Below are 24,788 nucleotides of genomic sequence, written 5' to 3'. Positions count from 1 at the left end.
TTTTAGCTTGTTCCCTAAATTACGGACAAACTGTTAGAAAATATTCCAATGAGTTTATGAATATCGGCGTTGATGCTGCTGCCTTAGGCATGGCGAACACGGCTGTAGCATCAACCGATGACGTTAACGCAACCTATTGGAATCCTGCTGGACTAATCAGTTTAAGAGACAATCAAATTGGATTAATGCATGCCAATTATTTTGCCAATATTGCACAATATGATTATATAGCATATGCGAGTCCAATAGATGACCGCAGCGCTTGGGGTGTTTCCTTAATCCGTTTTGGGGTGGATGATATTTTAAATACAACTGAATTAATAGATAGCCAGGGTAATATTGACTACAATAGAATTAGTCTTTTTTCGACAGCCGACTATGGATTTACTTTTTCTTATGCTCGAAAACTTCCCGTTCAAGGATTTCAATATGGAGTAAATGCTAAAATTATTCGACGCATCATTGGCAAATTTGCTGACTCTTGGGGATTTGGTTTTGATATTGGGTTACAATATGAAAAAAATGACTGGAAATTGGGATTAATGGTACGTGACATTACAACAACCTATAACGTATGGAATATTGACGAGAAGGAATACCAAAAAATTGCAGATGCCGTTCCTGGTCAAAATCAAGACCTTCCTGAAAGTACAGAGATTACGGCACCAAAAGCACAATTAGGACTTTCAAAAAAATTTATCATTCGGTATGACTATAGTCTTTTGGCTGCAGCCAATTTAAATATGCGCTTTTCAAAGACAAACGATATATTTTCGAATGATTTTGTTAGTATTGATCCTGCCTTAGGTTTCGAATTTGGCTACTTAGACTTGGTTTTTTTGCGTGCTGGCGTAGGTAATTTTCAAAACATCCAACAATTGGATAATACTAAAAAAGTAGGATTTCAACCCAATATAGGACTCGGATTTAAGTATAAGGGAATTCAAGTAGATTATGCCTTAACCGATTTAGGAAATCAAAGTGCCGCTTTATATTCCAATATTTTTTCACTAAAAGTGGACTTATCTCTTTTTAGAAACTAATTTTCAACTCTTTACAATTTTCAAAAATGAAGACCTCTCTTTTAAAAAAAATAATTTTAACCTTCACTTTTCTAAGCACAATAAACGCTACTTTTAGTCAAACTGCTATTTTATCCGAAAATGCAAAAGTCAGTGTTTTGACCTGTGGGACGGGTAATGAATCCTACTCCCTTTTTGGACATACTGCTATCCGAATTACAGATGCTCCCAATTTTATTGATCTGGTATATAATTATGGCGCTTTTGATTTTAACACCCCTAATTTCGTACCCAAATTTATCAAAGGAGACTTACAGTATTTTGCAGTCACCCATTCTTTCAATGATTTCATGAATGAATACAGGTATGAAAAAAGATCTGTTTATGAGCAGGAATTAGATATTCCTTTACCATTAAAGCAAAAATTGTTTGATAATTTGAATACTTCATTAGCATCTGGCGAAAGTCATTATACTTATAAATTTATCGACAAAAACTGTACCTCGATGGTGGTGGACGTGATTAATAAAACACTAGACACTACTGCAGTTGTAAAAAACACAGATACTGATATTACATACAGAACAATTCTTTACCCCTATTTTGAATATCACTTTTATGAGAAACTAGGAACGAGCATCATTTTTGGAAAAAAAGTGGATGAGTTGGGTACACGTATCTTTTTACCTTTTGAACTACTCAAAAGCTTAAAAACAATTCGTTTTCAAAATCACCTTCTCGCTAATGAAAGCAAAATTCTTTTGGAATCAAATGAAATAGAGGAAAACTCATGGTGGAATAATACATATACGTACTTACTACTTCTTGGATTTATTATTTTAATCAATAAAAAAGGAATAAATCAATTCTATTTTTTAACCATGGGAATATTGGGATTATTCTTTATTTTTATCGGGTTTTACTCCTCTCATCATGAATTAGGATACAACTATAATGTACTCTTATTCAACCCCACCTTATTAGTTCTTGCCTATTTTTATTTTAAAAATAACCGAAAAGGGATTTTAAACTTGGCTTTTTTCAACCTATTTTCTTTAGCGATTTACCTCCTTATACTAATAAACAAAGCACACCTGATGATTGTTATGCCTTTGATAGTAACTTCTGGAATAATAGTAGTGCGATTGGTGATCCAAAACAAACGCATGTTGATTGTCGTCAACCGTTAACCGTTTTTCGTCCTTCGAAAATTCGCTAACGAGCATCGAATATCGAACATCGAACATCGGTCAACGAACATCAATTATTGTTAACCATTTTACGGCCATCGTGAAGCGAAAAGTGGTTTACGAATAACGTAAATCGAATATCGAACTTCGAACATCGGTCAACGAATAACATTATTGTCCTCTATAAAATAAAACAGTAGTTATTGTTTTGAGCGTAATATTTAGATCCAAATAAAAACTTCTGTGTTTTATATAGTAAAGGTCATACTGTAGTTTAATCAAACTATCGTCAATCGTTTCACCATAAGCATAATTCACCTGAGCCCAACCTGTAAGACCAGGCTTTATGATATGTCTAGTTTCATAAAAAGGCATGATTGCAGCGATTTCCTTTACAAAATGAGGACGCTCAGGACGGGGACCAATAACTGCCATCTCCCCTTTTAAGATATTGACAAACTGGGGCAGTTCATCTATTCTTGTTTTCCTTAAAAATTTTCCAAAACGAGTAATTCGAACATCATTAGTAGTCGCAAAAACGGCTCCGTTGGATTCCGCATTTTTCACCATCGTTCGAAATTTCAATATGGCAAATACTTGACCATCTTTACCTATTCTTTCTTGAGTATAAAATAATTTTCCTTGATTGGCTAAAGCATTTCCCACGAGTATAAATGGAATAAAAACAACACCAATTGCTAATCCAATTAAAGAAATTCCAATCTCAAACGCTCTTACAACAGACAGATATAATTTATTATGATTGCTCCTACTAAAAGGAAAAAAACGATAAAAATCTCTTGCCATATATTGTACTGGAATGCGATGCGTTTTGCTTTCATATACTTGTGTATACTCTCTAATAATTTTACCCGACTCCAAAAGTGCTAATAATTGAAGATACAACTCGGATGTTATTCCTTGGGTGTTTTTTGAGGCGATGACAATTTCCGAAATACCTTTCTCTCTAACAAATGCAGCCAAATCATTTCTTTTTATATGTTGTACGTAATGATGTCGTTCAAAGTCGTCATTCACTAAGGTATCGGCACTAACATACGCTACTATTTTATAATGGGGATCAATGTTTTCCAATCCTAGGATTAACTCTTCTACTTGATCTTTATCGCAAATAAGTACCGCATTTTGAAGAAATCGATTGGACGCCAAAAACTTAACGTAAAACAACCGCCAAAGAATTAAAGTAAGAAAAAAAACAATATAAAAAACTAAAATTTGTAATCGATTGGATGGCAATACTGGTGAAAAAAAAGGGGTAAGCAGGTAAACTAGAACGGTGGTAGAAACGGTAAGTAAGGTACTTTTTAATATTTGGTATTCATTACTGGAAACTTGTAGGTTATACATCTCAAAAATAGTCCCGAAAACATTGAGATAAATGATTAGGAATGAAGCCCAGTAAAAATTCCCAACCGAATATTTTAAATATTCTAAATCAAATAAATTGCCTACTAAATACAAAGCAGCTACTACAAAAACAATATCAAACAGATAAAGAATTGTTTTTCTTTCTGAGATTTCAAAATGAATTTTGTTTTTGGACATACAGTCGTTTGTGGTTATTGTTGCAATTTAGTGATTTTGTTCAAAAATAGTTACAAATACAATTAAATCTATCAACAACAACATGTTCAAAAATGCTTTACAAATATTTTTTCATCTTCTATTAAATAATGATCAGTACGAAATCGATAGACGCAATGTAGTAGAAGCACCAAGAGTAAGGAGTGAAAGCGGATTTAATCAGTAGAAAAAAAAGGAAAGCAAAATAAAATGAAGCGCACTAGTCTGACCAATAATAATAATAATAATACTAAATTTCATTTTCTTTTTTACCACCGCCAATTTGTACATTCAACAAAGACAACGAGTAAACAAAGGCAGGCACAGCCGTTCGCATAGCAGCATGATTAATAGTCAAAAACCAAAAAGCGACAAAGCACAATAAAAACATATTGAATTTATTTTCCAGATATAATACCAATGGGGTGAAAATTAGAATTAATAATCCCAAAATCCCTAAAGAACCATGCTCCGCAAGCATTCGGGTAATTTCATCATGAGACAATACAAATACGCCAGTCTGTACTTCTCGAACCTCTACTCCTTTCCCAACACCCACACCAAAAATGGGGTTATTAAAAAACATATTAATTTCAGTTTGAGCAATATCCTCTCTTCCTGTAAACTGACTTTTTTTTACTCTTCCCGCTGCATCTTGATTGGCATACCTTTTATTGATTAATCCTCCTGTCTGAAAAGAAGTATAGCCCCAAATACCTATCATGGCAATTCCAATAATGACTACAATATAATTAAGTTTTACCTTTCCTCTGTAATTGGATTTATAATATAGAAACAACAACAATAAAACGATCATTAAAAAACCAGTTACCATACCCCCTCTGGAAAAAGTAACCATACCACGATAACTTATGTTAAAAACAATAATTAAATTTAGTACCACCATAAATTTGGTCCGCGATTCCAAAATAATCCTAGAAAAGAAAACAAACATCCCCAAACCTAAAAAAGTAGCCACTTGATTGGGCCCAAAACCTCCAGAAGTTTCAAAATTGGATTGGGTTCCTGTCACTACATCTTGAATATTAGGTGTATAAAAAATAAGGTATATGGTACAGGAAATAATGGGCAAGCCTATACAAAGAAGGATATTATTTACTTGTTCTAATGATATTCGGCGTCTATAGGTATATAAAGAAGCAATGGCCAAACAAACGGGACCAGAAATATTAAATGCAATGGTATTCCTAAGATTGGTGTCGAAGTTAATAACAAAGGTCGACAGCACCACACTGGGAATCAATAATAACAAAAAAATCCAATAAGGGGTCGCTCCTCTTGAAAAACCACTATAATACATCCCTAATAATATAAAAATCATGACCCCATATTTAGAAAACTCATAGGTTATATTACCTCCGGTCATCCGCAACAGCACCTCAGAACCTACCACATAGGCAGCTATCAGTAAAGCTTCATGATTTTTATTTTGGGTTTTAATCATATAATAAAGACCTAATATAAAAATAGAGTAACCGTATAGTTTAGCTGTAAAAGGCACCAAATAAATAACGAACCCAATAAAAACATGGAATAAAATTAAATAGAGATAAGAGGATTCTTCTTTTTTCATTTCAAAATAGTGGTTTGCAACCAATTTAAATAGGGCGTAATGACGGCTTGTTCAGAATAGGTTTCTAAAATAGTTTGATAAAGAGAATTACCCAATTCCATTCTTAACCTTTCATTTTCAACGAGTTGAATTAAGGCAATATAAAACAATTCTGACTCTTGGCTTGGTACCATACATCCATTCACTCCATTTTGAATGACTGAATTGATTTCACCTACATCGATAACTACAACCGCTATTTTACACAACCCATATTCCAATAGCGCCACGGGTAACCCTTCCGATTTAGAGGTTAATATTCCAATTGTACTTTGTCCCAAAATAGCACTTATATCCGATTTTTCCCCATATATAAAAACGGTCTCTTTTAATTCTAATTCAACAATGCTGCTTTTTAATTCATTTGCATACCCGTCCTTACTGTCTTTTCCTACTAAATGAAAAGTCCAATCTGGATGAGAAATTTTCAACTTTCTTGCCACCTCTACTAATAAAAAATGATTTTTTTGTTCCCTCAAATTAGCTAGACATACAATCCGCTTCCCTGCTATTCCTTTCAAAATAGTATTCCCTTGAGTTGTATTTTCATCAGATGTAAAATTAGGCAAATACACCGTGTTATTAAAATGCATGTACACTTTTGCCCAATCCTTTAATTTGTGGTTTACTGCTATAATTCCAGAAAAAAAAGGAAGTACCGCTTTTAATATCTTATTAGGCCTTTTGTGTAAAAACTCACTGTCCCCATAGTGATCATGCCATATTAATTGAATTGAAGGACAAATCAACTTTAAAAGGAAACCAGTAAAAAAAGAGGTACTATGCGCCTGTATAATGGTAATTTTATGCAGTTTTACAAAGGCTTTCAATCGAAACACCGCTTTCAAATCGAAACTTCCTTTTTTATTTAAAAAATGATAAGTCACATTAGTATTAAGTTGCTGTAAAAGCGGTCCCTCAAGTCTCGTAGCTATTAATCCTGAGAACTCCACTTTTTTAGTTAAAGCATTTGCATAATTAACGGCCATACGTTCAGCGCCTCCTGCAGCTAAAGAATCTATGATTTGAAGTATGCGCATGTATTTACTATTTCTATTTTCAAATATATCTCTTTTAAATTTAGTTCGATAATTAATATCGAATTTAACAATTCGAAACTGGCAAACTATATTAATTTAGAAAAAATCTTATAAATAATTTGTCGTATTTTCGGCTTTTAGCAACTTAATGTAAATTAGAAGTGTTGAGTAACTTTTTAATTTCGCTTTCAAATATATCTAGAGTATAATGTCTAGACCAAGCCACTGCGTTCGTTTGCATCGCATCATAGATATTTTGATTTACAATTATACCCTCTAATTGATCATGGTCTTTTTCTAAATCCATTTCTAATAAAACACCTCTATTTCCGTAATCTAACATATAAGGAACACAAGAAACAGAAGTAGCGACGGCAACGCAACCCCAAAACATGCCTTCTGCAATCGCTTTGGGCCAACCCTCACTTTCAGATGCTAAAAGTACAAAATGACTTTCTTGATAGGCTTTTTGAATCCTTTCTTTTGATTGATTTCCTTCAAAATGAATTAGAGACTCTAAATTCTTATCTAGCACATAACCTTCCAATTTCTTTCGTTCAATTCCTTCTCCATACAATCGCAAAGAAACTGCAATCCCTTTTTTATATAAGTTTTCCACCAATTGAATCGCATACAAAGAGTTCTTTCCTTTTACCAAAGTACCCACAAAAATAAATTTAATTGTAGTATTTAACTCTTTTTGAACTATTGGCTTTTTTTCGGTCTCTTTATAAGTTGCCGTAAAAAAAGGTTTTATATTTTCCGTCATGCCTTTCCAGTCCCCATAGACCAAAACCTGCATGTTTCGAGTCAAAAAAGTATTACTCAATACCCATTTTTGCAATTGATAGGTCCATGGTTGCTTAGATTGTGGATCCCAATTACCAGCATATTTGGCTGTTTTAATTTTGTTTGGAAATAAAATTTGAACAAAACAAGCTACTAAACCAACATTACCGGGGCAGCGAAGGTGAATGTGATCAGCATTTTTCATAGCTTTAAAAATAGTCCAAATAATCTTGGGTAATTTAAAAAGAGTAGCTAACACTGATCTTAAAGATAAAACATCGAATTTTGAAATAGCTATCAATTGTATATTTTGATGTATATAAGAACTATCAATCTCCGACTTTTTACAATCTGTTACTGGGGCAACAACAACCAATTCATCCACATTCTCCCCCCAAACATTCATTTCTCGAACATAGGGAGCATACCCATAATACTGATTACCCTCTTTGGAATGTAGAACATGAGTAAAAATTACGAACTTCATATTTTAAAGCTTAGACTTTTCTGATCAATATTAAAATTTCTTTAACTATTCAATAACAACTCAACTACATATTTTGCTTGTGCCATCGGCGTACAATAGGTATCAAAATAAAGTTTACCATTTTCAGCTATTGACTCGTGATAGTCAGAATTATCTATTACTTTATCTAACACATATTTATATTCTGTAGTTTCTTCAATAAAACACAGTTCATAGCCCTGCATGAAATTTTGAGGTAACTCAATTTTAAAAGGGAATGATATTACAAATAAACCTTGATTCAAATATTCAGCAAGTCTCCAACTTACCGCTCCACGAACTGCGGGATTGTTTAAAGCAATTTTAGATTTAGCACTTAACTTTGAAAATATTTTAGGAGAATATATCTCATTATTAAGTTCTTTGCAAAACCCATAATTATCCCCATTAGAGCGAGGGATAAACCCCCCTCTAAATGTTATTCTAGTATCTGTTTTACAAAAACGAATAAACTCAGCCCGAATTTGATTAGTTTCAGATTCTTTTTTCCAAATATTAGAAGAGAAGAAAATAAAATTATCTTTTTTAAAACTTTTTTTATATTGACTATATAGCGGCCTTCTTAAAAGAATATAAATTTGTTGCACCATATCTTTTATTTTAAAATAGCGAAATAATCCTAAACCAAAAATGCGACAATAAAGCAAAACTATATTAACGGGATAATGGGGATACAATGGCTTCACTTTGTTTTGACTATAAGAATCATGATCGATAAGCTTATTAGTTACAAAATAAATACTGGCTAGTTCATACAATTCTTGATTTACACCCGAAGGATCATCATTATCAATTACCGCGATAGTATCATTAACCTTAAAAATCAGTATCGGTTTGTTATTGAACTTAATAAAATTCTTATCCATTTTGAATTTAACGGTATACGTTTGACTCAATCCTAACAAATAGTAAGAAGAATAAAAATTAGGTATATTCAATAATTGTATTGTTGTCATAATATTGTCATTAATTATTTGAAGCACAACATTAGATACGTTCTATTTACCATAAATTATTTGGGTTTACTAAAATACAGATTACCCCAACCTACCGTCCTTCCGAAAGCTTCCATCAGTGCTTCTTTCTTATTGCTTTTATTAAGCACATTACTGTATCGTATTGCTATTAAAAGTAAGGTAATGCTATGCCATTTCAATTGATGCAGTAGAGCTGGCTTAGGATTCTTAGTTCGCCACACATACCACCCATTTGTCACTACCATTTTACCGTATCTATATTGGTTTGGTCTTCCAGATAAATGATGATAATGATTTAATTGCACCTTGGTATTGATCACATTTTTTCCAAATTGCAAAGCCCTGATACTGAAATCTGCATCTTCATATAGACCATACCCTTCAAAATAAGAGGAAAATCGTAAAGAATCAAACACTTTTTTTCGAAACGCAAATGACATGCCCACCAATAGATCCACCTCGTAGGTTTTCCCATTTAAAGGAAACCCACAAGTTTTGCCATGCGAATAATCAGGCATTCTTCCTGGCCCAAGATTGGAGTGCAGTCCGAAGTAATTGCGTACTACATTGCGATGCCCTTCCTTGTACACAAATCCCTCAAATTGAAAATAGTGATTAGAATCATATTTTTTATTGGGCTCTGCCAAGCTCCATCTATTTTCATTAATCGCAACCCCTCCAACACCCGAGATTTCTTGATTAACTGTAAAAGTTTTGATTAATTCCTCAAAATAATTTGGGATCAATTCTGTATCGTCATCCAAAAATGCAACAACATCACTTGTCTCAGCTACTTTATCTATTCCAAAATTTCTTTGTTTGGTCAACCCCCTAAAGTTTTCCTGCACTAAAAAATAATGAAGATTCCTAAACTCATTTTCAGCAATAACAGCTTCCGTTTCTTTGTTAGTTGAACCATCAATTATTAAAATTTCATCAGGATATAAAGTTTGCAGTTGAACGGATCGCAACAATTGCAATAAAGATTTGGGACGCATGTACGTACAGATGATTAAAGAAAACTTCATGATTTATTTTTTAATTCGTTTGCCCAGAATACGCTCTGATTCCATTGTTTTCTATAATTTATTAGATATTTCATCGGGTTTTTATTTTTTTGATGCTTATAATATTTAAAAAACAAAGACGTTTTATAACATAAAACTTGTTCGTCAGTTTCATTTACTATTTTATGCAGCATTACGGTTGGTGCTGGTTTAGGCTGTATTGCATCTTCTTTCCATAACAAATCAGGTTTAGTTCTGAATCCTCCTACTGGCGCTCTTAAATGTAACATTTGTGGCTTCGGTAAGTACAATATATCCACCCCATTATTACGCAATTGCATTCCAAAATCGCTGTCTTCACCATAGCCAAATTCAAATCCCAAATTGAATTCACATTCTTTTAAACTTTCAGAAAAGACAATACTACATCCAGAACCAAAACTTCCCCATTGGAAAATTTTTGTAAAAGCCTGTCTTTCTTGACTATGAGAACAATTTATTGAAACTGATTTAACTCCGTATTTTTCGATATGTTCTAGTGTTTCCTGAACAAAGAAATTATTAAATCTAACATCATCGTCTGCTAAAAAAACCAATTCACTTTCTATCTTACTCAATGCAATATTTCTGGCATTACAAGCGCCCGGCTGATGCGTAAAAGTATGATCTATTGCAAAAGGCCACTCTTCATTATGTAAATAATCCAATTCCGATTTGCTTTCTGCTACTGGATTTTGTTCCACTATAATAACCGTCACTGGTAGATGCGTCTGTTGCGCTAAATCTTTCAATACATCATGCAGGTAGTCACTTCTACCAATTGTAGGTATGATAACATCTATTGTTCTTTTATCTATGACTTTTAAGTAAGATTGGACCGTAATGGTATCAAGATGAATTCCATTTTTATTTCTATTTTTAAAAAAAACAGAAATAAAAAAAGCGACAAAAGGAAACTTCCCTTCGTAAATCAATAGATTTAATAACAACAATAAAACCCATCTAAATCTATAATGCTGCTTTACAAATTTAAAAAGAGTATAAATAGAAGCACTTTGTTGCTTAAAGGCACCCACTTCTCTCAAAAGTTTGGGTTCCGAATAACAGAGTAGTCCCAAAGGCATGCAAACTTTGGCAACTGAATTAAGATAATATTCAAAATCCGAATCTAATTTTATCTTTTCTTTTATAGCGATTAGTACCGAACCATGAACAATACCAACCAAACTGCTCATTTGCCAGGTAGGATAGGATACTTTTTTATTGATGTTTATAAATGGGGATTCTTCGACGTAGCCGATTTTACTGCCTAAATAATTAGTACTATTGGGTGCATAAGAAAGCATCATCTTATTGTGATGAAATAAAACTTGTATTTCTTCTAGATTCAGTTGCTCTTTAACACTTGAACTACACCAGATTATCTTTTTATCTGGAAATTGTTGGGCTAAAACATGTAAACCTGCTGCAATAGTCAGCTTATAATCAAACTTAATTTTTTGATCATCCATAGACACAACGTCTATTATTTTTTCATTTTGATGATATACTATTATCAAAACTAATTTATTAAAGATTTATAAAACAATAAACTCTGTTCAGCTAATATTGACATACTAAATTTTTGCTCTATCTTTTTTCTTGCTTTTATTCCTAATTCTTTTTGCATTCCTTCATTTTGAAGTAATTGAATAATTTTATTGGCAAATTCTGAATGTTGACTAGGATGCACTAAAAAACCATCAATCCCATCATCAATGACTTCTTTTGCCCAACCAACATTAGAGGCCACAACTGGTTTTCCCATAGCCATAGCCTCGATCCAAGACACTGGTAGTGCTTCGGCGTAAGAAGGGAAAACACAAAGTGTAGCGCTTTCAATATGTTGCTTGATCTCCTGATAAGGTACACTTCCTAAGAACTTCACATTTAATACTGCATCTTCAGAAAATAATTGTTGCATCATTTGAAAAGTAGATGCGTTTCCTGTTAATTTATCAGACATATCCTGTCCTATTAAAATCAATTGGGCATCAGGAATTTTTTTAATCACTTGATTAAAAAAATGAGGAATTTCTAGCACTCCTTTTTTCCTGATAATCCCTCCAAAATACAGAATGGTTTTAGCATCATTACAAGTGTAATCAATATTAAATAAATTAGTGTTAATGCCGTTAGGAATTATTGTGAAATTTTTATTAATATGGAAAAGCTGATTCGTTACATCTGCAGTATACTTACTAACGGACAGATGTCCATTGGCTTTTATTAAAGCCTTTTTTTCATGAAATTTATTGATCCATTTTACGGGACGATTATCCAAATAACAGAAATAAGTATCCGAACCATGCAATCGCATGACAACGGGACAGTGCAAATTGATGAAAGAAGAGATTCCGTCCCAATCAGGGGTTTCAACAATATCAATTTTAGAAATTTTATGCTCTTTAAGAATAGTATTTTGAATTTTTTTTCTTGTCAAAAACCAGGAAAATCCTTTGATCTTAATGTTCTTAATGGTAACTAAAGTAATACCTCCTTCAATAAACTTATCATCTTTCTCTTGTCCGTATACAAAAACACTAACTTCATGGCCTAAAGCAACTAATTCATCACTTAAATTTTTGATACTGGTACCAATACCTCCAACGCTTTTAGCATCATCAAAAGGAAAATGTGATGTTATGAAACCAATGTGCATTTTTTAATTCTTTTTAGGCCTGATTATATTTTTGACCCTTGTCTTTATAAAAACAATAAGGCTTCTTTTTTTGACAGCAAGGTAATATTTACTCTCGAAAAAACCTTTAATTTTACCCGCAAAAGAAAAGTAAAGAGTATACCCTGGCGTTTCAAATACTTTGCTGTTATGAAGATTATTCAAAAAGGAAATCTCTTTTTCGGTTGGATTGTTTGGAAAGAAAACAAATAATAGCTCTTTTGGGTTATGTTTACCCTTTTTTTGATTCAGGATTTTAGTAAACAATCCATAATCAAACTGTTTCTTAAAAAGATCATAATCTAAATATTTTGAAATATTCAAATAACTTCCTTTTAAAAACCCGACTGAATTTTCTTCTTTTTGCATGGCATTATAAATACAAAATGGCGGAATGATACAATCATTTATCAGCAAGAGCGAATTCTCCTTAAGTGTATTAACTTCTTTAAAACTGGACCAATAAAACATTTGATTTTCGTTTGCAAAATGAAAACAATGAGACAAATATTCTTCCGTTATTGGATTCACACTTTTCAAAGCCATTATTGTATTTTCTAAATCAAGTTTCAGATTCAAATGATTGAATGTTTTCCATCTATCCGGAAAATAGTCTTTATCATTATCACTTTTGTTTTTTTCTGCTGTGAAATAATGCAAAGGTCGAACAACTGTACTGTTCTCATTTTCTCCTAACCAAGCACACCACCATGAAAACGTTGAATTACTAATAATAAAATCATCACACAAACTACCCAATGCTAACTGCTCTATCCCTGAAAGACAATCACCAAAAAAGGCATTGTCTAGAAATGAAAAATGAAATTTGCAATAATCAATGTCATCACTTAATACGATAAGATTTCTTTCTTTCCAATCTGGAAAATTATGTATTAATGCCAGAAGAAAATAATTAATTGGCAACTGAAAATAATCAGGGTGATCTACAAAATCACCTCTTCGAATAGATAACAATATAGTTTTTTTAGAAAACGCCTCTTCATATACATTTTCTAATTTATCTATTAAATCGGCCTTAAATTCAAAATAATACTTGGTAAGTTCTTTATCAAAATATTTTTCGGACTGAAACCAACCTTCCAAATCATAATTTCCTGCATCGATTTTTTTTGATTCATAATGAAACTGTTCTTCTTTATAAACTATAAATTCTTGTTTTGATAAAACAGCCAATTCATTTTCAAAAAAACAATTAGGACTCCATTTAGGAAAACAAAAATCATGATTATTCTCAACAGCAAGACCTATAGTAGAAGCTATTTGAAATAATTGATTGCCCAGATGTCCCTTTTTTTCGAGTTTTGAAAAAGTAATCATTATAAAATTTAAATTTTGTTAAAGGTACATATCTTTTAAAATAATAGTCAATTCATTTTTCACCAAAGATAGCGTACTACTAATTTTTACTTCTTTTTATTAAACCACTATTCTGAATATATTTCTTTTATAATCCACTTGATACTTCAGGCAAAATGAAATTTATTTTTTAAAAAAATCTCTTATAATTATATTAGTAAACAGTCGTGACCCGGTATCATTCATGTGCCCGCAGGAGGAAAAATACTGGTCGCCTTGTACAGCATTCTCATAATTGTGAATTTCGGGATAGATAGCATTTACCTTCTGAAAATAATCCAATCCTTTCGTATTATCACACATGGGAGTCATAACAGCAATTAAATTAATCTTATTTACGTGACACATTGTCTTAATTTCTTCGTAGTATTTATTATGTATTGGCTTTAAATTCCTTAAATCATATTCCATATTTCCCATTTCATTGCTTAAAGCAATATAACCACCATTGCAAAGGTGAATTGTCTTTTTATGTATTGCGTTTAATAGCATTTCTCGAAAACCAATTTGAACATCGTAAGCAACATATCTATAAAAGGGAATGTAATACAATTCCTTAAAATCATTTTCATTTGAAAAATGTAGTTTTATTAATTTTGAATCATGAATATATGGTAAAAATTTTGAAGCAATTCCATATGATTCTGTTTCATTTAAAAGATTTAAATCAGTTTCAACAATAACGTTTTTAATAATAAATTTTCTTTCGAGCATCAATTTAAGCATTAAAGAAGTTTCGAATAAACTAGAGCCGCTCATTCCATAATTAAAAGCCTTTAATCCCTTGTCGTTGAATATTTTAGATACAAAATGATTATTAGCTCGGGAAGACCCTAAAATTATCACATCATAATCTTTGGCTTTTGAATTATAAACGGAGTCAATTTTTCCTCGATTAGAAGATTGAATGTAAACTGTTGTATAAATTAGATCTAAGATGATAAGCAACAAAAATATTACCACCAAAATTTGAAAAATAAACTTTATGAATTTTTTCATCTGCACTGAAAACATATAAATATTTATCATTAAAAAACTAAAAAAGTGAAGAGATAAAATATATAATCACCTTAGATTCATTGTAACTTATAATAGGAAATCAAAAAAAATAGAGTCTAAATTTTATCAATAATTTTTAAAAAAATCATTGATAATTAAAGTCGTAAACTTGTGAGCTCCGGTATCGTTCATATGACCGCATGAGGAAAAATATTGATCTCCCTCCACAGCATTTTCATAGTTGTGAATTTCGGGATAGACTTTACTTACTTTCTGAAAATAATCCAACCCTTTAGTATTAGAACACATGGGTGTCATAACAGAAATTAATTTAATGTTATTAGCTAAACAAATTTGCTTTATCTCTTCGTAATATTTATTGTGCAAGAGTTTTAAATTTGTTAAATCATTTTTCATATTCGCATTTGGTTTTTTACCCAGCGGATTGTATCCTAAGTGATTCAAGATTTTTGTGGGTTTTTGTCGAGCGACATCAAACATTTCCCTAAAACCAATTTGCGGTGCAAAAACAATATACCTATAAAATGGGATGTAATATAATGCCCAAAAATTAGGCTGCTGGGCAAAATGGCTTTCAATTACTTTAGAATTGTGAATATAAGGCATAAATTTAGGTGCAACACTCTCCGACTCCTGCTCATTCGACAAATTTAAATCGGCTTCCAGTATCACATTTTTAATTTCATATTTCCTTTCTATCATTAATTTCAGGAGTAAAGAAGTCTCAAATAAATGTCCGCCACTCATTCCATAATTAAAAGTCTTTAACCCTTTTTTTTCAAACATTGAAGCTACAAAATGATTATTAGCTCTAGAAGACCCTAAAATTACTACATCGTAAGATCTAGCCTTTGAGTTATAAACATAGTCTATTTTTCCTCTAGTAGAAGACTGTAAATATACTTTTGTATAGGCTATATCTAATACAACTAACACAAAAAAGATGAGTAGAAGTATTTTGATAGTAAAAATTAAAAACCGTTTCATCTTAAATTATAATATTATATTTTATTATAAGCACTCGATTTAACACAAACAGTGCGCTTGTCAGGTCGAGCGCAGTCGAGACGCTTTATATTGCACTGCCCTCGATTTTACAGGTCAACTAAATTTGTCAGGTCGAGCGCAGTCGAGACCCTATTTTAATAAACTATAAATCTCGACTGCGCTCGATTTGACAGTTCCATTATGCTTATGCTCGATTTGACAGCTCGACTGTAGCAAGTCCTGAGCGAAGCCGAAGGGCTCGATTTGACAAACAAACATAATAAAATACGACTGTCAAGTCGAGGGTAGTCGAGACACATAGTCAAACTATTCTTCTATATCTTCAATATCTGGTTTGAATTGATGATGCGTTGCATTTCTGCATTCAGATAAATCTTGTAATCTGTCAAAATTTCCATCAATTAACGCTTGCTTCTTAACCCTACTCCATTTTTTCAATTTCTTTTCAAACTCAATAGCCTGATTAGGATCTATAAAATCTTGGTGAAAAACTAATGCAACTGGTCTTCTATTATGCGTATAGGCGTCGGGATATTTGCCTGCATTATGTTCCATAACCCTCCTTTCAATATCAGAAGTTACTCCAACATAGAGCGAATCATCCTTACAAAGAAGAATATATACATAATAGAATTTCATATACTGTTTTTAAAATTAACGAATCTCGACTTTAGCAAGTCCTGAGCGAAGCCGAAGGACTCAATTTGACAACTCAACTAATTTTGTCAGGTCGAGCGTAGCCGAGACCCTTTTTTACCTCAACCAATCTCGACTTTAGCTCGTCCTGAGCGAAGCCGAAGGACTCGATTTGACAACTCAACTAATTTTGTCAGGTCGAGCGCAGTCGAGACCCTTTTTTACCTCAACCAATCTCGACATTAGCTCGTCCTGAGCGAAGCCGAAGGACTCGATTTGACAGCTCAACTGTAGCCGTCCTGAGCGAAGCTGAAGGATTCGATTTGACAGCTCGAGTGCATTCGATTCTAAACACATATCAAAACTGAAAATAAATAAACTCTTTGTAATCAGAATACGTTCCTAATGCTATAAGAGCCGCTAGACAAAGCGTAATTTTCACCCAACTGTATTTTCCAGAAATAGGTTCAACTTTAGTTTTGGAATTCCATTCTACTAGAACAAAAAGTAATATCATCCCTAGTATTTCATAACTGTATCTTTCGTTTTCTAAATATTGTGGTATAAAAGTACGATCAGTAAAAATCCGACCAATGTAATCGAAAGCGATTTCAATAGATTTTGCTCTAAAAAATATCCAAGCCAAACAACTTAACCCGAAAGTAACTAAAATATTCCAAAGTACTTTTATGGAACTTAAATTCCATTCTAAGTTAACCGTTTCTATATTAGAGCGGTTTTTATTTAATAATAATAAGGGTAAAAAATACAATGCATTGATTAATCCCCAAGCTATAAACGTCCAATTGGCTCCATGCCAAAAACCACTTAGTAAGAAAATAACAAATACATTTCTAACTTGTTTGATTTTACTCCCTTTACTTCCTCCCAGCGGGATATAGACATAATCCCGAAACCAGGAGGACAAGGAAATGTGCCAACGACGCCAAAACTCAGCGATATCTCTGGAGAAATAGGGATAATTAAAGTTTCGTAATAAATCCAATCCAAATAACTTAGACATCCCCAATGCCATGTCTGAATAACCCGAGAAGTCACCATAAATTTGAAATGCAAAATAAATAGCACCTAAAATTAATGATAGCGAATTCATGGAAGTATAATGATCAAAAACAGCATTGGCATAAGTGGCACAAGTATCGGCAATAACTACTTTTTTGACCAAACCCCAAATAAACTGAAATACACCTTCTTTGGCTTTTTCATAATCAAAGGTTCTCTTTACTTTTACTTGCGGTAATAAATGGGTGGCTCTTTCAATAGGACCAGCCACCAGAAGTGGAAAATAACTAACAAACAAGGAATAATCAACAAAATTATATTCGGCTTTTATCCTTTTTAAATAGATATCGATAACGTACGATAATCCATGAAAAGTATAAAAAGAAATTCCCACTGGCAAAACTACATTTAGCAACAAAGGACTGGAATGCAACCCAAACCCATTTAATAACTCAGAAAAGGAACTTGCAAAAAAATTATAATATTTAAAAATACCCAAAAAACCAAGATTGATGCAGATACTCAACCAAAACCAAAATTTTCGAAAACCAGTTGCTTTTGCTTTTTCAATTTGAATACCGGTATAATAATCCAAAAAAGTTGAGAAAACTAGTAAAAACAAAAAACGCCAATCCCAACAAGAATAAAAATAATAACTCGCTATAATGAGAACTGCATTTTGAGCACTTTTAGTTTTATTAAAAACAAACCAATACAACACAAATACAATAGGAAGAAACAGAGCAAAAGATAATGAGTTGAAAAACATACTAGTGTAAGTGAAATTTATGAAATTATTGCTTTAATGCTGTCCCAGATCCTTTTGGATGCATATTGTGGCGGATGTTGATTAATTACTTTAAACCAATTTTTAACATGATCAACATTTGTACTAGAATCCTTGAGAGTCTTTTCAATTTTCGATACAATTTCATTGGGACTATTTAACCAAACTATAGCTTCTTCATTCGGCATTGAACGAAAATGGACAAACCGATAACATTTAAAAATATCCCATTTTTTGTTTAGTTGAATTTTTTGATTATATCTAAAATAGCAACAGGGTTTATTATGAGATATAAAATCAAAAACCATTGAAGAACCTACATTTAGTACCATTTCACAATGTTCAGCTAAATTGGAGAGTAATTGATTATCAGCTTTTGTTGGCAGAACCGTATTCCATGATGATGTTAATGGCTGCCAAAGTGGATCAATTAATGCTATTACCTCTGAATATTCTTTTATAATACTATCGTAGCGATTGGAAAAATCAACAGGACATCTCCTAAAAATAATTCCTAGATTATTTCCCTTTTTATTTAAAATCGAAACAGCATTTGCAAGATCTTCAAGATATTGAGGATCATCAGGGCTAGTTACACTGTCATCACCTGAAAAACAAATATACTTTTTGTTTACATCCAGGTTATTTTGCTTGCAAAATAGCTCTCGAGAAAGTATTGTACTCTTATCAAAATGCATTTCAAATTGGGGCGTTCCCGTTATAAAAATAGCTTCACTTTTAATGTTTGGATAATAAAACAATAATTCTTCTTTCATATGAGTACTCCAAACAAAATAATAGTCGGTTTCTACCACCATTGTAGCTTTAGGTAAATTGTCCCATGAAAAAATAAAAGTGGCTGTAGGAATTCCTAAATCTTGGGCTGCAAGAAGAGGAGCGATTGCAATTAGTGGTCTTTGATTTGTACAAAAAACCAAACTAGGCTTTTCCTTTTGTAAAGTTTCTAAACTTTGCTTGTAAAACAGTGTTTTTCGTTCATAACGATTCATTTTTTCACGAATCTTGCCTAACCCTTTATCTGTATCATAGAAGCCAGTTAGAACCTGAATAAGAATACTTTTTATTGCTATTTTTAAAGTTGAGTAAGAAAACGGAAAACGGTAAGTATTATATACCTTGTCTTTAGTCTTCTTTATATTTAAATTAAGTTCCGCTTGAATTTTTATATTCTTATAGATATCTGTTAATGGATTTGGTTTTGCATTTTCAATCTTGATTTCCTGAAACCCCAGATCCGTTAATGGAAAAGGTGTATTATTCCAAAAAGCGACATCAAAACCTTGCTTTTTCCCAATTTCATAAAAACTGGAATAGGCAAAATTGCGCAAACCAATTCCATCTGGAAGTAATATAAATATTTTGTTATTGAACATTAAATCTATTTAATTTATTTTTTAATCTCCAAATATCGTTTTTTATTATGAATATGGAAACAAATATGAATTTCACTAACCATTAGTAGTCTGCGTCATCTCACACAAACTGATACACTGCCAGATATGAAAACTGGATTGTTTGTCCCCTTTAAAATATGCTACCAATTCTTTATGTAATTCTTCTTGATTGAACCATTTTGAATAATCGGAGTTTTCAATAATTAAAAAACATTTCTCAACCCACTTTTTCAAATCTTCCCCTAACCACTCCCGTTGTGGGGTCTGTAAGGCTCTTTTGGGTGCAAAGACCAAATCATTTACTAAATATTCTGAGGCTATTTCACGTAACATAAATTTAGTTAAATCGTTTTTTATTTTAAAATCCAATGGTAACGAAAAAGCAAACTCTACTAATCTATAATCCAAAAAAGGTTCTCGCAATTCCGTGGAAAACAGCATCGAGATTCGATCATTGAAACGCAATGCACGAGGGATTTTGGTATAAAACAAATCACGGTATTGCTTATTTAAAATTACTTCCATAAAAGGTTCTGCATAAATCGGCTTTACGGCTTTTGCTAGAAAAGCATCCGAAAGCATATTCCTTTTGAAGGGTGAATCCGTAACCCCTTGAATGGTGGCATCATTTTCTTTGGTATAATAATCATAACCCGCCCATTGTTCGTCCATACCTTGACCATCTAACAATACTAAAACCTTATCTTTCCTGGCTTGCTCAAATAATTTGGCATAAGCCAAAGTTGGAATTCCACCGTAAGGTTCGTCTTGTTGCGCTTCCATCTTTTGTGCAAAATCAGGAACTTCATCTGCTTGTAACAACACTTTCGTTAAGGGATTTTTGGTTTTGGCAACCATCATTTCTACCCAAGGTAATTCATCATACTCTAGTTTATCCGTGTAAAAAGTATAGGCATTAATTTTATTATTATTATTATTTCCCGAACTATTAACCATCGCTAATAAAACAGAACTATCTAAACCTCCACTAATATTGAAACCAACTGGAACGTCTGATCGAAATCGTAATTTAATACTATCTTTTAAAAGCATTAAATAATGATTCTTAGCTTGCTCATAAGTTAAATTCGTAGATTGTTTTGCTACTTCATCTTCAAAAAAATACCATTTTTTCAGTATTAATCGCTCGTTTTGAAATTCCAAAAAATGCCCCCCAGGCAATTGTGCAATTCCTTCCCAAAAAGTTTCGTCAATATTTCCATACGAGCCATAGACAAAATAGGAGGCCCAAACCTTCTCGTTTGGAGTTTTTGAAATCCCTGCAGCATGAATCGCTTTTATTTCAGATGAAAAATAAAAGGAGTTATTTTGCCTGCTATAAAAAAAAGGTTTGACCCCAAATCGATCTCTTGCAGCAAATAACTTTTTGTCTTGAATATCCCAAATTGCAAACGAAAACATACCATTCAACTTTTGTAGGCATTGCTTACCATAGATTAAAAATGCCGCCAATAAAACTTCGGTATCTGAATCTGTTTTAAAAACATAGTGTTCTTTCAACTCGGCTTTAAGTTCTATATAATTATAGATTTCACCATTAAAGACGAGAACATAGCGACCAACTGGATCCAAAAAAGGTTGGTTGGATTGTGGAGATAAATCTATAATAGCTAGCCGATTATGCCCTAAAGAAGCAAAACCTCCATCAATATAGGTGCCAGTTGCATCTGGACCCCGATGCTGCTGACTTAACAACATCGTGTCCAACTGGTAATTGTTGAAATCACCAACTATTCCTGCAATTCCACACATTATTTTTGATTGTTTTTTATCATTAACTCGGCCTTTTCCCAATCGGCTAACGTATCAATATTTAAATACAATTCTGGAGTAGATTCAATGAATGAAGTACTTCTTCCATACAAAGAATGCTGTTTCAATAAGACTTCGGTTTTCATTATATAAATACTTCCGTCTCTATGATAGGCCTCTGGGAGGTCTTGTCTTCTGCTGATAATTTTTTCTTCGCCAGTGGCAATTTTTAAGTTCCCTTCGGGGTTAACTTCAAAAGTCCAATGTGGATTGTATTCATGAGGTACTTTTTGTACCGAAACCAAAGAATCGCAACCGCTTGTAATAAATTTATCGATGGCTTTATCTAAAAATACAAGAGTTCTAAAAGGACTGGTTACTTGTAGTAGACAAACACCATCAAAAAAAATGCCCTGATTCTCATACCATTCTAAAGCGTGAATAATGACATCTATTGTGGGTGTTTGGTCTTCAGCTAATGCTGTAGGTCTTATAAATGGCGCTTGAATACCCAAACTTTTGGCAACTCTAATTATCTGGTTATCATCACTAGACAAAATTACGTCTGTCAAATACTGTGATTTCAAAGCAATTTCAGAAGTATATTGCAACAATGGTTTCCCGTTTAACAATTTAATATTTTTCCTTGGAACTCCTTTCGATCCACCTCGAGCTGGTATAACACCTAAAATTCGCATATTAGTACATAATGGTTTTATGAAACTGCAAAGGCAATTGCATTAATAATTCAGCTATTTGTGTACCTGCATTTCCGTCTCCATAAATAGTTGAAGAGAATGATTTTCCTCTTTTTATGGACTCTAAAACAGCATCCTCAATTCGATCCTGATAATAATCAACATCGATACTATTCCCTCCTCGATCTCTCCTATTTTGACGAGAACCGATGTTAACTACAGGAACGCCTAAGAACGCGCATTCCCTAATTCCTACACTTGAATTTCCAATTAAACAATCGCTGTGTTGCAACAATTCCAAAAAATCTTTACCTTCCATATTCTTAAAAAAATGAACATTGGGTAGCTGATGTTGCTCTCTAAAAGCACGAATTCCTGTTGAAGTTCCATCTGCTCCAGCATCTACGTTAGGCCAAAACCAAAGAGTCGGTCTGTTTAATTTATGAATCGCTTCAAGAGTAGCTACTATATGTTTTCTAGAATCTTGATATTCTGTAGTTACAGGATGTTGCATAACGACTAAATAACCATTCGACAGCTCAGGCTTTGCTCCAACTCCTCCATATTTATCATACGGATCAAAAGGAAGTACTTTACTCAGTAGTACTTCGTCTGCCAAATCAATAGAGGGACATCCTGTATTGAAAACCATATTAGGGTCTTCTCCCAATTTGATGACTCTTTCTTTAGCATTTTCAGAGGCTACAAAATGATAATCTGCTAATTTCGTGATGGCATGTCGTACTTTCTCATCAATATTACCTGTTACTTCCCCCCCTTGTATATGAGCCAAAGGGATATTCATATAGGAAGCCGCAATGGCAGTAGCCATAGTTTCAAATCGATCCGCTACTGTTACGACAATATCTGGTTTCAGATTATCAAAAACGGTAGATAGTTCCAAAATTCCAATTCCAGTGGTTTTAGCAGCGGCCGTCAAATTCTCCCCTTCCAATACATTAAATACTTTTGCAGCAATGATAAAACCATCTTTTTCAATATAATTCACAGCAGAACCGTAGCGATCTAACAAGGCTGATGCGGCAACCACTAATTGTAATTCCAAATCAGGATGATTTTGAATCGCCGACAAAACTGTTTTTACGCGACTATAAGAAGGACGCGCCGTTATTACTACAACTATTTTTCTTTTTGGCATTTTAATTTTATTATTCTTGGGTTTAAAAGTAGGTAAAAAAGCGGACAAGGGGAAAGGTTATTTTTAGCCCTCACGTCAGTTCGAGTGATTTTTTTAAGCATAGAATACTTCTCTTTTTAAAACAAAACATCCAAGTTTAAAAATCGTATTGAAAACGGTTGCATATTCAATACTTCTCGATACATTTTTAATTTAATTCATTTTTGTTTTTAAATCCTATTCCGTCAAGCCAATAACACTCGAAGTGACTAACCAACTATTCAACTAACAAACATTAGTTAGAGTGACCGCATTTTTGCGGCGGAATCGAGCACCATTATGTAAACAAATCCCTCTCATTCAAAAAATCCCATTGATTTAAATCTCGATTCAAAACCGTCCCGATAACCTCCTGAAATCGCAGGGCGTCAATCCCAAACCCTTTTGGTTTCTTCGCTTCTAAGTCACCAAAAGTAATAACATGATTTTTAGGCAATGATTTATTGACTGCCAATGATTTTTCAAAAATTTGTTTGAGTTCATAAAAATGAGAATTGTTATTTTTATCAATAGGGTTTGACAAGGCGGTTGCAACATTTTGCACAGCTAAAACTAATGCTGCAGTTTCTGGAATGGTTAAAGATGCTTTGGCATCCGGACCAAATAGTTGGCGGTCAAAAACAACATGAAACTCCAGAATACTAGCACCCAAAGCGGTTGCGGCAATACACGTTTCCATGCTGGCAGAATGATCTGAAAAACCTACAGCTACCTTGTATCTTTCTTTTAGTTCTTGAATTACATTCAAACCATACTGTTCTGGCATAGTAGGATAGGCAGTCGTGCATTGCAAAATAGAAAAATCAACTTTCCTATCTTTAAGGAAATCGACTGTTTGATCTAATTCGGCATAGGAACTCATACCCGAAGATATAATCACCCGTTTTCCTGTTTGAGCAATTTTTTCCAAAATCAAGAAGTTAGTCACTTCACCTGACCCTATTTTGTATTGTTTAACTCCAATTTCCTCCAGCCAGTCTACCGCTAAATTACTAAAAGGAGAACATATAAAGTCAAGCCCCACGCTATCACAATGACCTTTGATACCTTTCCATTGCTCCAAAGAAAAACCCATTCGTTTCCAATAGTCAAAACGAGTTTCATCCTCCATCGAGAATTTTACCCGAAAAGGCTCGTGTTCACTGCTTTCCGCCTTAGCGATGTGCATTTGAAACTTCACTGCATTCACCCCAGTTGGAGCAAGGGCATCAATGTAAGAATACAAGATTCCGAGACTGCCTTCGTGTGCCTGTCCGATTTCGGCTATAATATAGGGCGATGATTTTTTTAAAAACATTTTAAATATTTATAATTTGTTTATTTACTAACAAAAATACTTTTTTTATGGGTATTAAAGTTCGTTAAT

At 33.0% G+C, this 24,788-nt stretch carries 20 protein-coding genes; 2 read left to right on the top strand and 18 right to left on the bottom strand.

The annotated features are described in order from the left end of the window. Window positions 1–56 precede the first annotated feature (56 nt). A complete protein-coding gene (locus AB3G34_RS01215) occupies window positions 57–1,043 on the top strand; it encodes a PorV/PorQ family protein (RefSeq protein ID WP_369754069.1) in 987 nt (328 codons plus the stop codon). Window positions 1,044–1,069: 26 nt separating this feature from the next. Then, a complete protein-coding gene (locus tag AB3G34_RS01210) occupies window positions 1,070–2,212 on the top strand; it encodes a DUF4105 domain-containing protein (protein ID WP_369753209.1) in 1,143 nt (380 codons plus the stop codon). Window positions 2,213–2,383: 171 nt separating this feature from the next. Here the strand turns inward: AB3G34_RS01210 and AB3G34_RS01205 are convergent, their stop codons facing one another. From AB3G34_RS01205 to AB3G34_RS01120, 18 genes are all read right to left on the bottom strand, one after another. Beyond that, on the bottom strand, window positions 2,384–3,778 hold the full coding sequence (locus tag AB3G34_RS01205) for a sugar transferase (protein WP_369753208.1): 1,395 nt from the start codon (window positions 3,776–3,778) through the stop codon (window positions 2,384–2,386). Window positions 3,779–4,046: 268 nt separating this feature from the next. Further along, entirely contained in the window at window positions 4,047–5,390 is a 1,344-nt protein-coding gene (locus AB3G34_RS01200) for an O-antigen ligase family protein (RefSeq protein ID WP_369753207.1), read from the bottom strand. Then, complete coding sequence (locus tag AB3G34_RS01195) at window positions 5,387–6,469, bottom strand: glycosyltransferase (protein ID WP_369753206.1); 1,083 nt, start codon at window positions 6,467–6,469, stop codon at window positions 5,387–5,389. The genes AB3G34_RS01200 and AB3G34_RS01195 overlap by 4 nt, the downstream gene beginning before the upstream one ends. Window positions 6,470–6,614: 145 nt before the next feature. Further along, window positions 6,615–7,745 (bottom strand): glycosyltransferase family 4 protein, encoded by a 1,131-nt coding sequence (locus AB3G34_RS01190; protein ID WP_369753205.1) that lies wholly within the window; start codon window positions 7,743–7,745, stop codon window positions 6,615–6,617. Window positions 7,746–7,786: 41 nt separating this feature from the next. Beyond that, complete coding sequence (locus AB3G34_RS01185; RefSeq protein WP_369753204.1) at window positions 7,787–8,740, bottom strand: hypothetical protein; 954 nt, start codon at window positions 8,738–8,740, stop codon at window positions 7,787–7,789. Between the two features lie 56 nt (window positions 8,741–8,796). Beyond that, window positions 8,797–9,789, bottom strand: a complete 993-nt coding sequence (locus AB3G34_RS01180) for a glycosyltransferase family 2 protein (protein ID WP_369753203.1) — start codon at window positions 9,787–9,789, stop codon at window positions 8,797–8,799. Then, a complete protein-coding gene (locus tag AB3G34_RS01175; protein WP_369753202.1) occupies window positions 9,786–11,327 on the bottom strand; it encodes a glycosyltransferase family 2 protein in 1,542 nt (513 codons plus the stop codon). Before AB3G34_RS01175 ends, AB3G34_RS01180 begins: the two co-directional genes overlap by 4 nt. Before the next feature lie 2 nt (window positions 11,328–11,329). Continuing rightward, window positions 11,330–12,469: a glycosyltransferase family 4 protein gene (locus AB3G34_RS01170; protein WP_369753201.1), complete on the bottom strand. Its 1,140-nt coding sequence runs from the start codon at window positions 12,467–12,469 to the stop codon at window positions 11,330–11,332. Between the two features lie 3 nt (window positions 12,470–12,472). Then, the gene (locus tag AB3G34_RS01165; protein WP_369753200.1) at window positions 12,473–13,825 is read right to left on the bottom strand and encodes an alpha-1,2-fucosyltransferase; all 1,353 of its coding nucleotides are present in this window, start codon (window positions 13,823–13,825) and stop codon (window positions 12,473–12,475) included. 162 nt (window positions 13,826–13,987) lie between these two features. Continuing rightward, window positions 13,988–14,863, bottom strand: coding sequence for a hypothetical protein (locus AB3G34_RS01160; RefSeq protein WP_369753199.1), 876 nt, complete (start codon window positions 14,861–14,863; stop codon window positions 13,988–13,990). A gap of 126 nt (window positions 14,864–14,989) precedes the next feature. Continuing rightward, window positions 14,990–15,871, bottom strand: a complete 882-nt coding sequence (locus AB3G34_RS01155) for a hypothetical protein (protein ID WP_369753198.1) — start codon at window positions 15,869–15,871, stop codon at window positions 14,990–14,992. Window positions 15,872–16,198: 327 nt separating this feature from the next. Next, window positions 16,199–16,531 carry a GIY-YIG nuclease family protein gene (locus AB3G34_RS01150; RefSeq protein WP_369753197.1) on the bottom strand — a complete coding sequence of 111 codons (333 nt, stop codon included), beginning with the start codon at window positions 16,529–16,531 and terminating at the stop codon, window positions 16,199–16,201. Between the two features lie 355 nt (window positions 16,532–16,886). Beyond that, complete coding sequence (locus tag AB3G34_RS01145) at window positions 16,887–18,320, bottom strand: MBOAT family protein (protein ID WP_369753196.1); 1,434 nt, start codon at window positions 18,318–18,320, stop codon at window positions 16,887–16,889. Window positions 18,321–18,337: 17 nt separating this feature from the next. Continuing rightward, window positions 18,338–19,732: a UDP-glycosyltransferase gene (locus AB3G34_RS01140; protein WP_369753195.1), complete on the bottom strand. Its 1,395-nt coding sequence runs from the start codon at window positions 19,730–19,732 to the stop codon at window positions 18,338–18,340. 75 nt (window positions 19,733–19,807) lie between these two features. Then, window positions 19,808–21,568 carry an asparagine synthase (glutamine-hydrolyzing) gene (gene asnB / locus AB3G34_RS01135; protein ID WP_369753194.1) on the bottom strand — a complete coding sequence of 587 codons (1,761 nt, stop codon included), beginning with the start codon at window positions 21,566–21,568 and terminating at the stop codon, window positions 19,808–19,810. After that, window positions 21,526–22,224, bottom strand: coding sequence for a cytidylyltransferase domain-containing protein (locus AB3G34_RS01130; protein ID WP_369753193.1), 699 nt, complete (start codon window positions 22,222–22,224; stop codon window positions 21,526–21,528). The genes asnB and AB3G34_RS01130 overlap by 43 nt, the downstream gene beginning before the upstream one ends. A gap of 1 nt (window position 22,225) precedes the next feature. Next, complete coding sequence (gene neuC, locus AB3G34_RS01125; protein WP_369753192.1) at window positions 22,226–23,383, bottom strand: UDP-N-acetylglucosamine 2-epimerase; 1,158 nt, start codon at window positions 23,381–23,383, stop codon at window positions 22,226–22,228. Between the two features lie 316 nt (window positions 23,384–23,699). Beyond that, complete coding sequence (locus AB3G34_RS01120) at window positions 23,700–24,719, bottom strand: N-acetylneuraminate synthase family protein (protein WP_369753191.1); 1,020 nt, start codon at window positions 24,717–24,719, stop codon at window positions 23,700–23,702. Window positions 24,720–24,788: the final 69 nt, after the last annotated feature.

This window comes from Flavobacterium sp. WC2409 (assembly GCF_041200085.1).
Taxonomy (GTDB): domain Bacteria; phylum Bacteroidota; class Bacteroidia; order Flavobacteriales; family Flavobacteriaceae; genus Flavobacterium.
The sequence above is the reverse complement of the archived record's forward strand: the minus strand, read 5'-3'. Positions and strand labels throughout refer to the sequence as shown.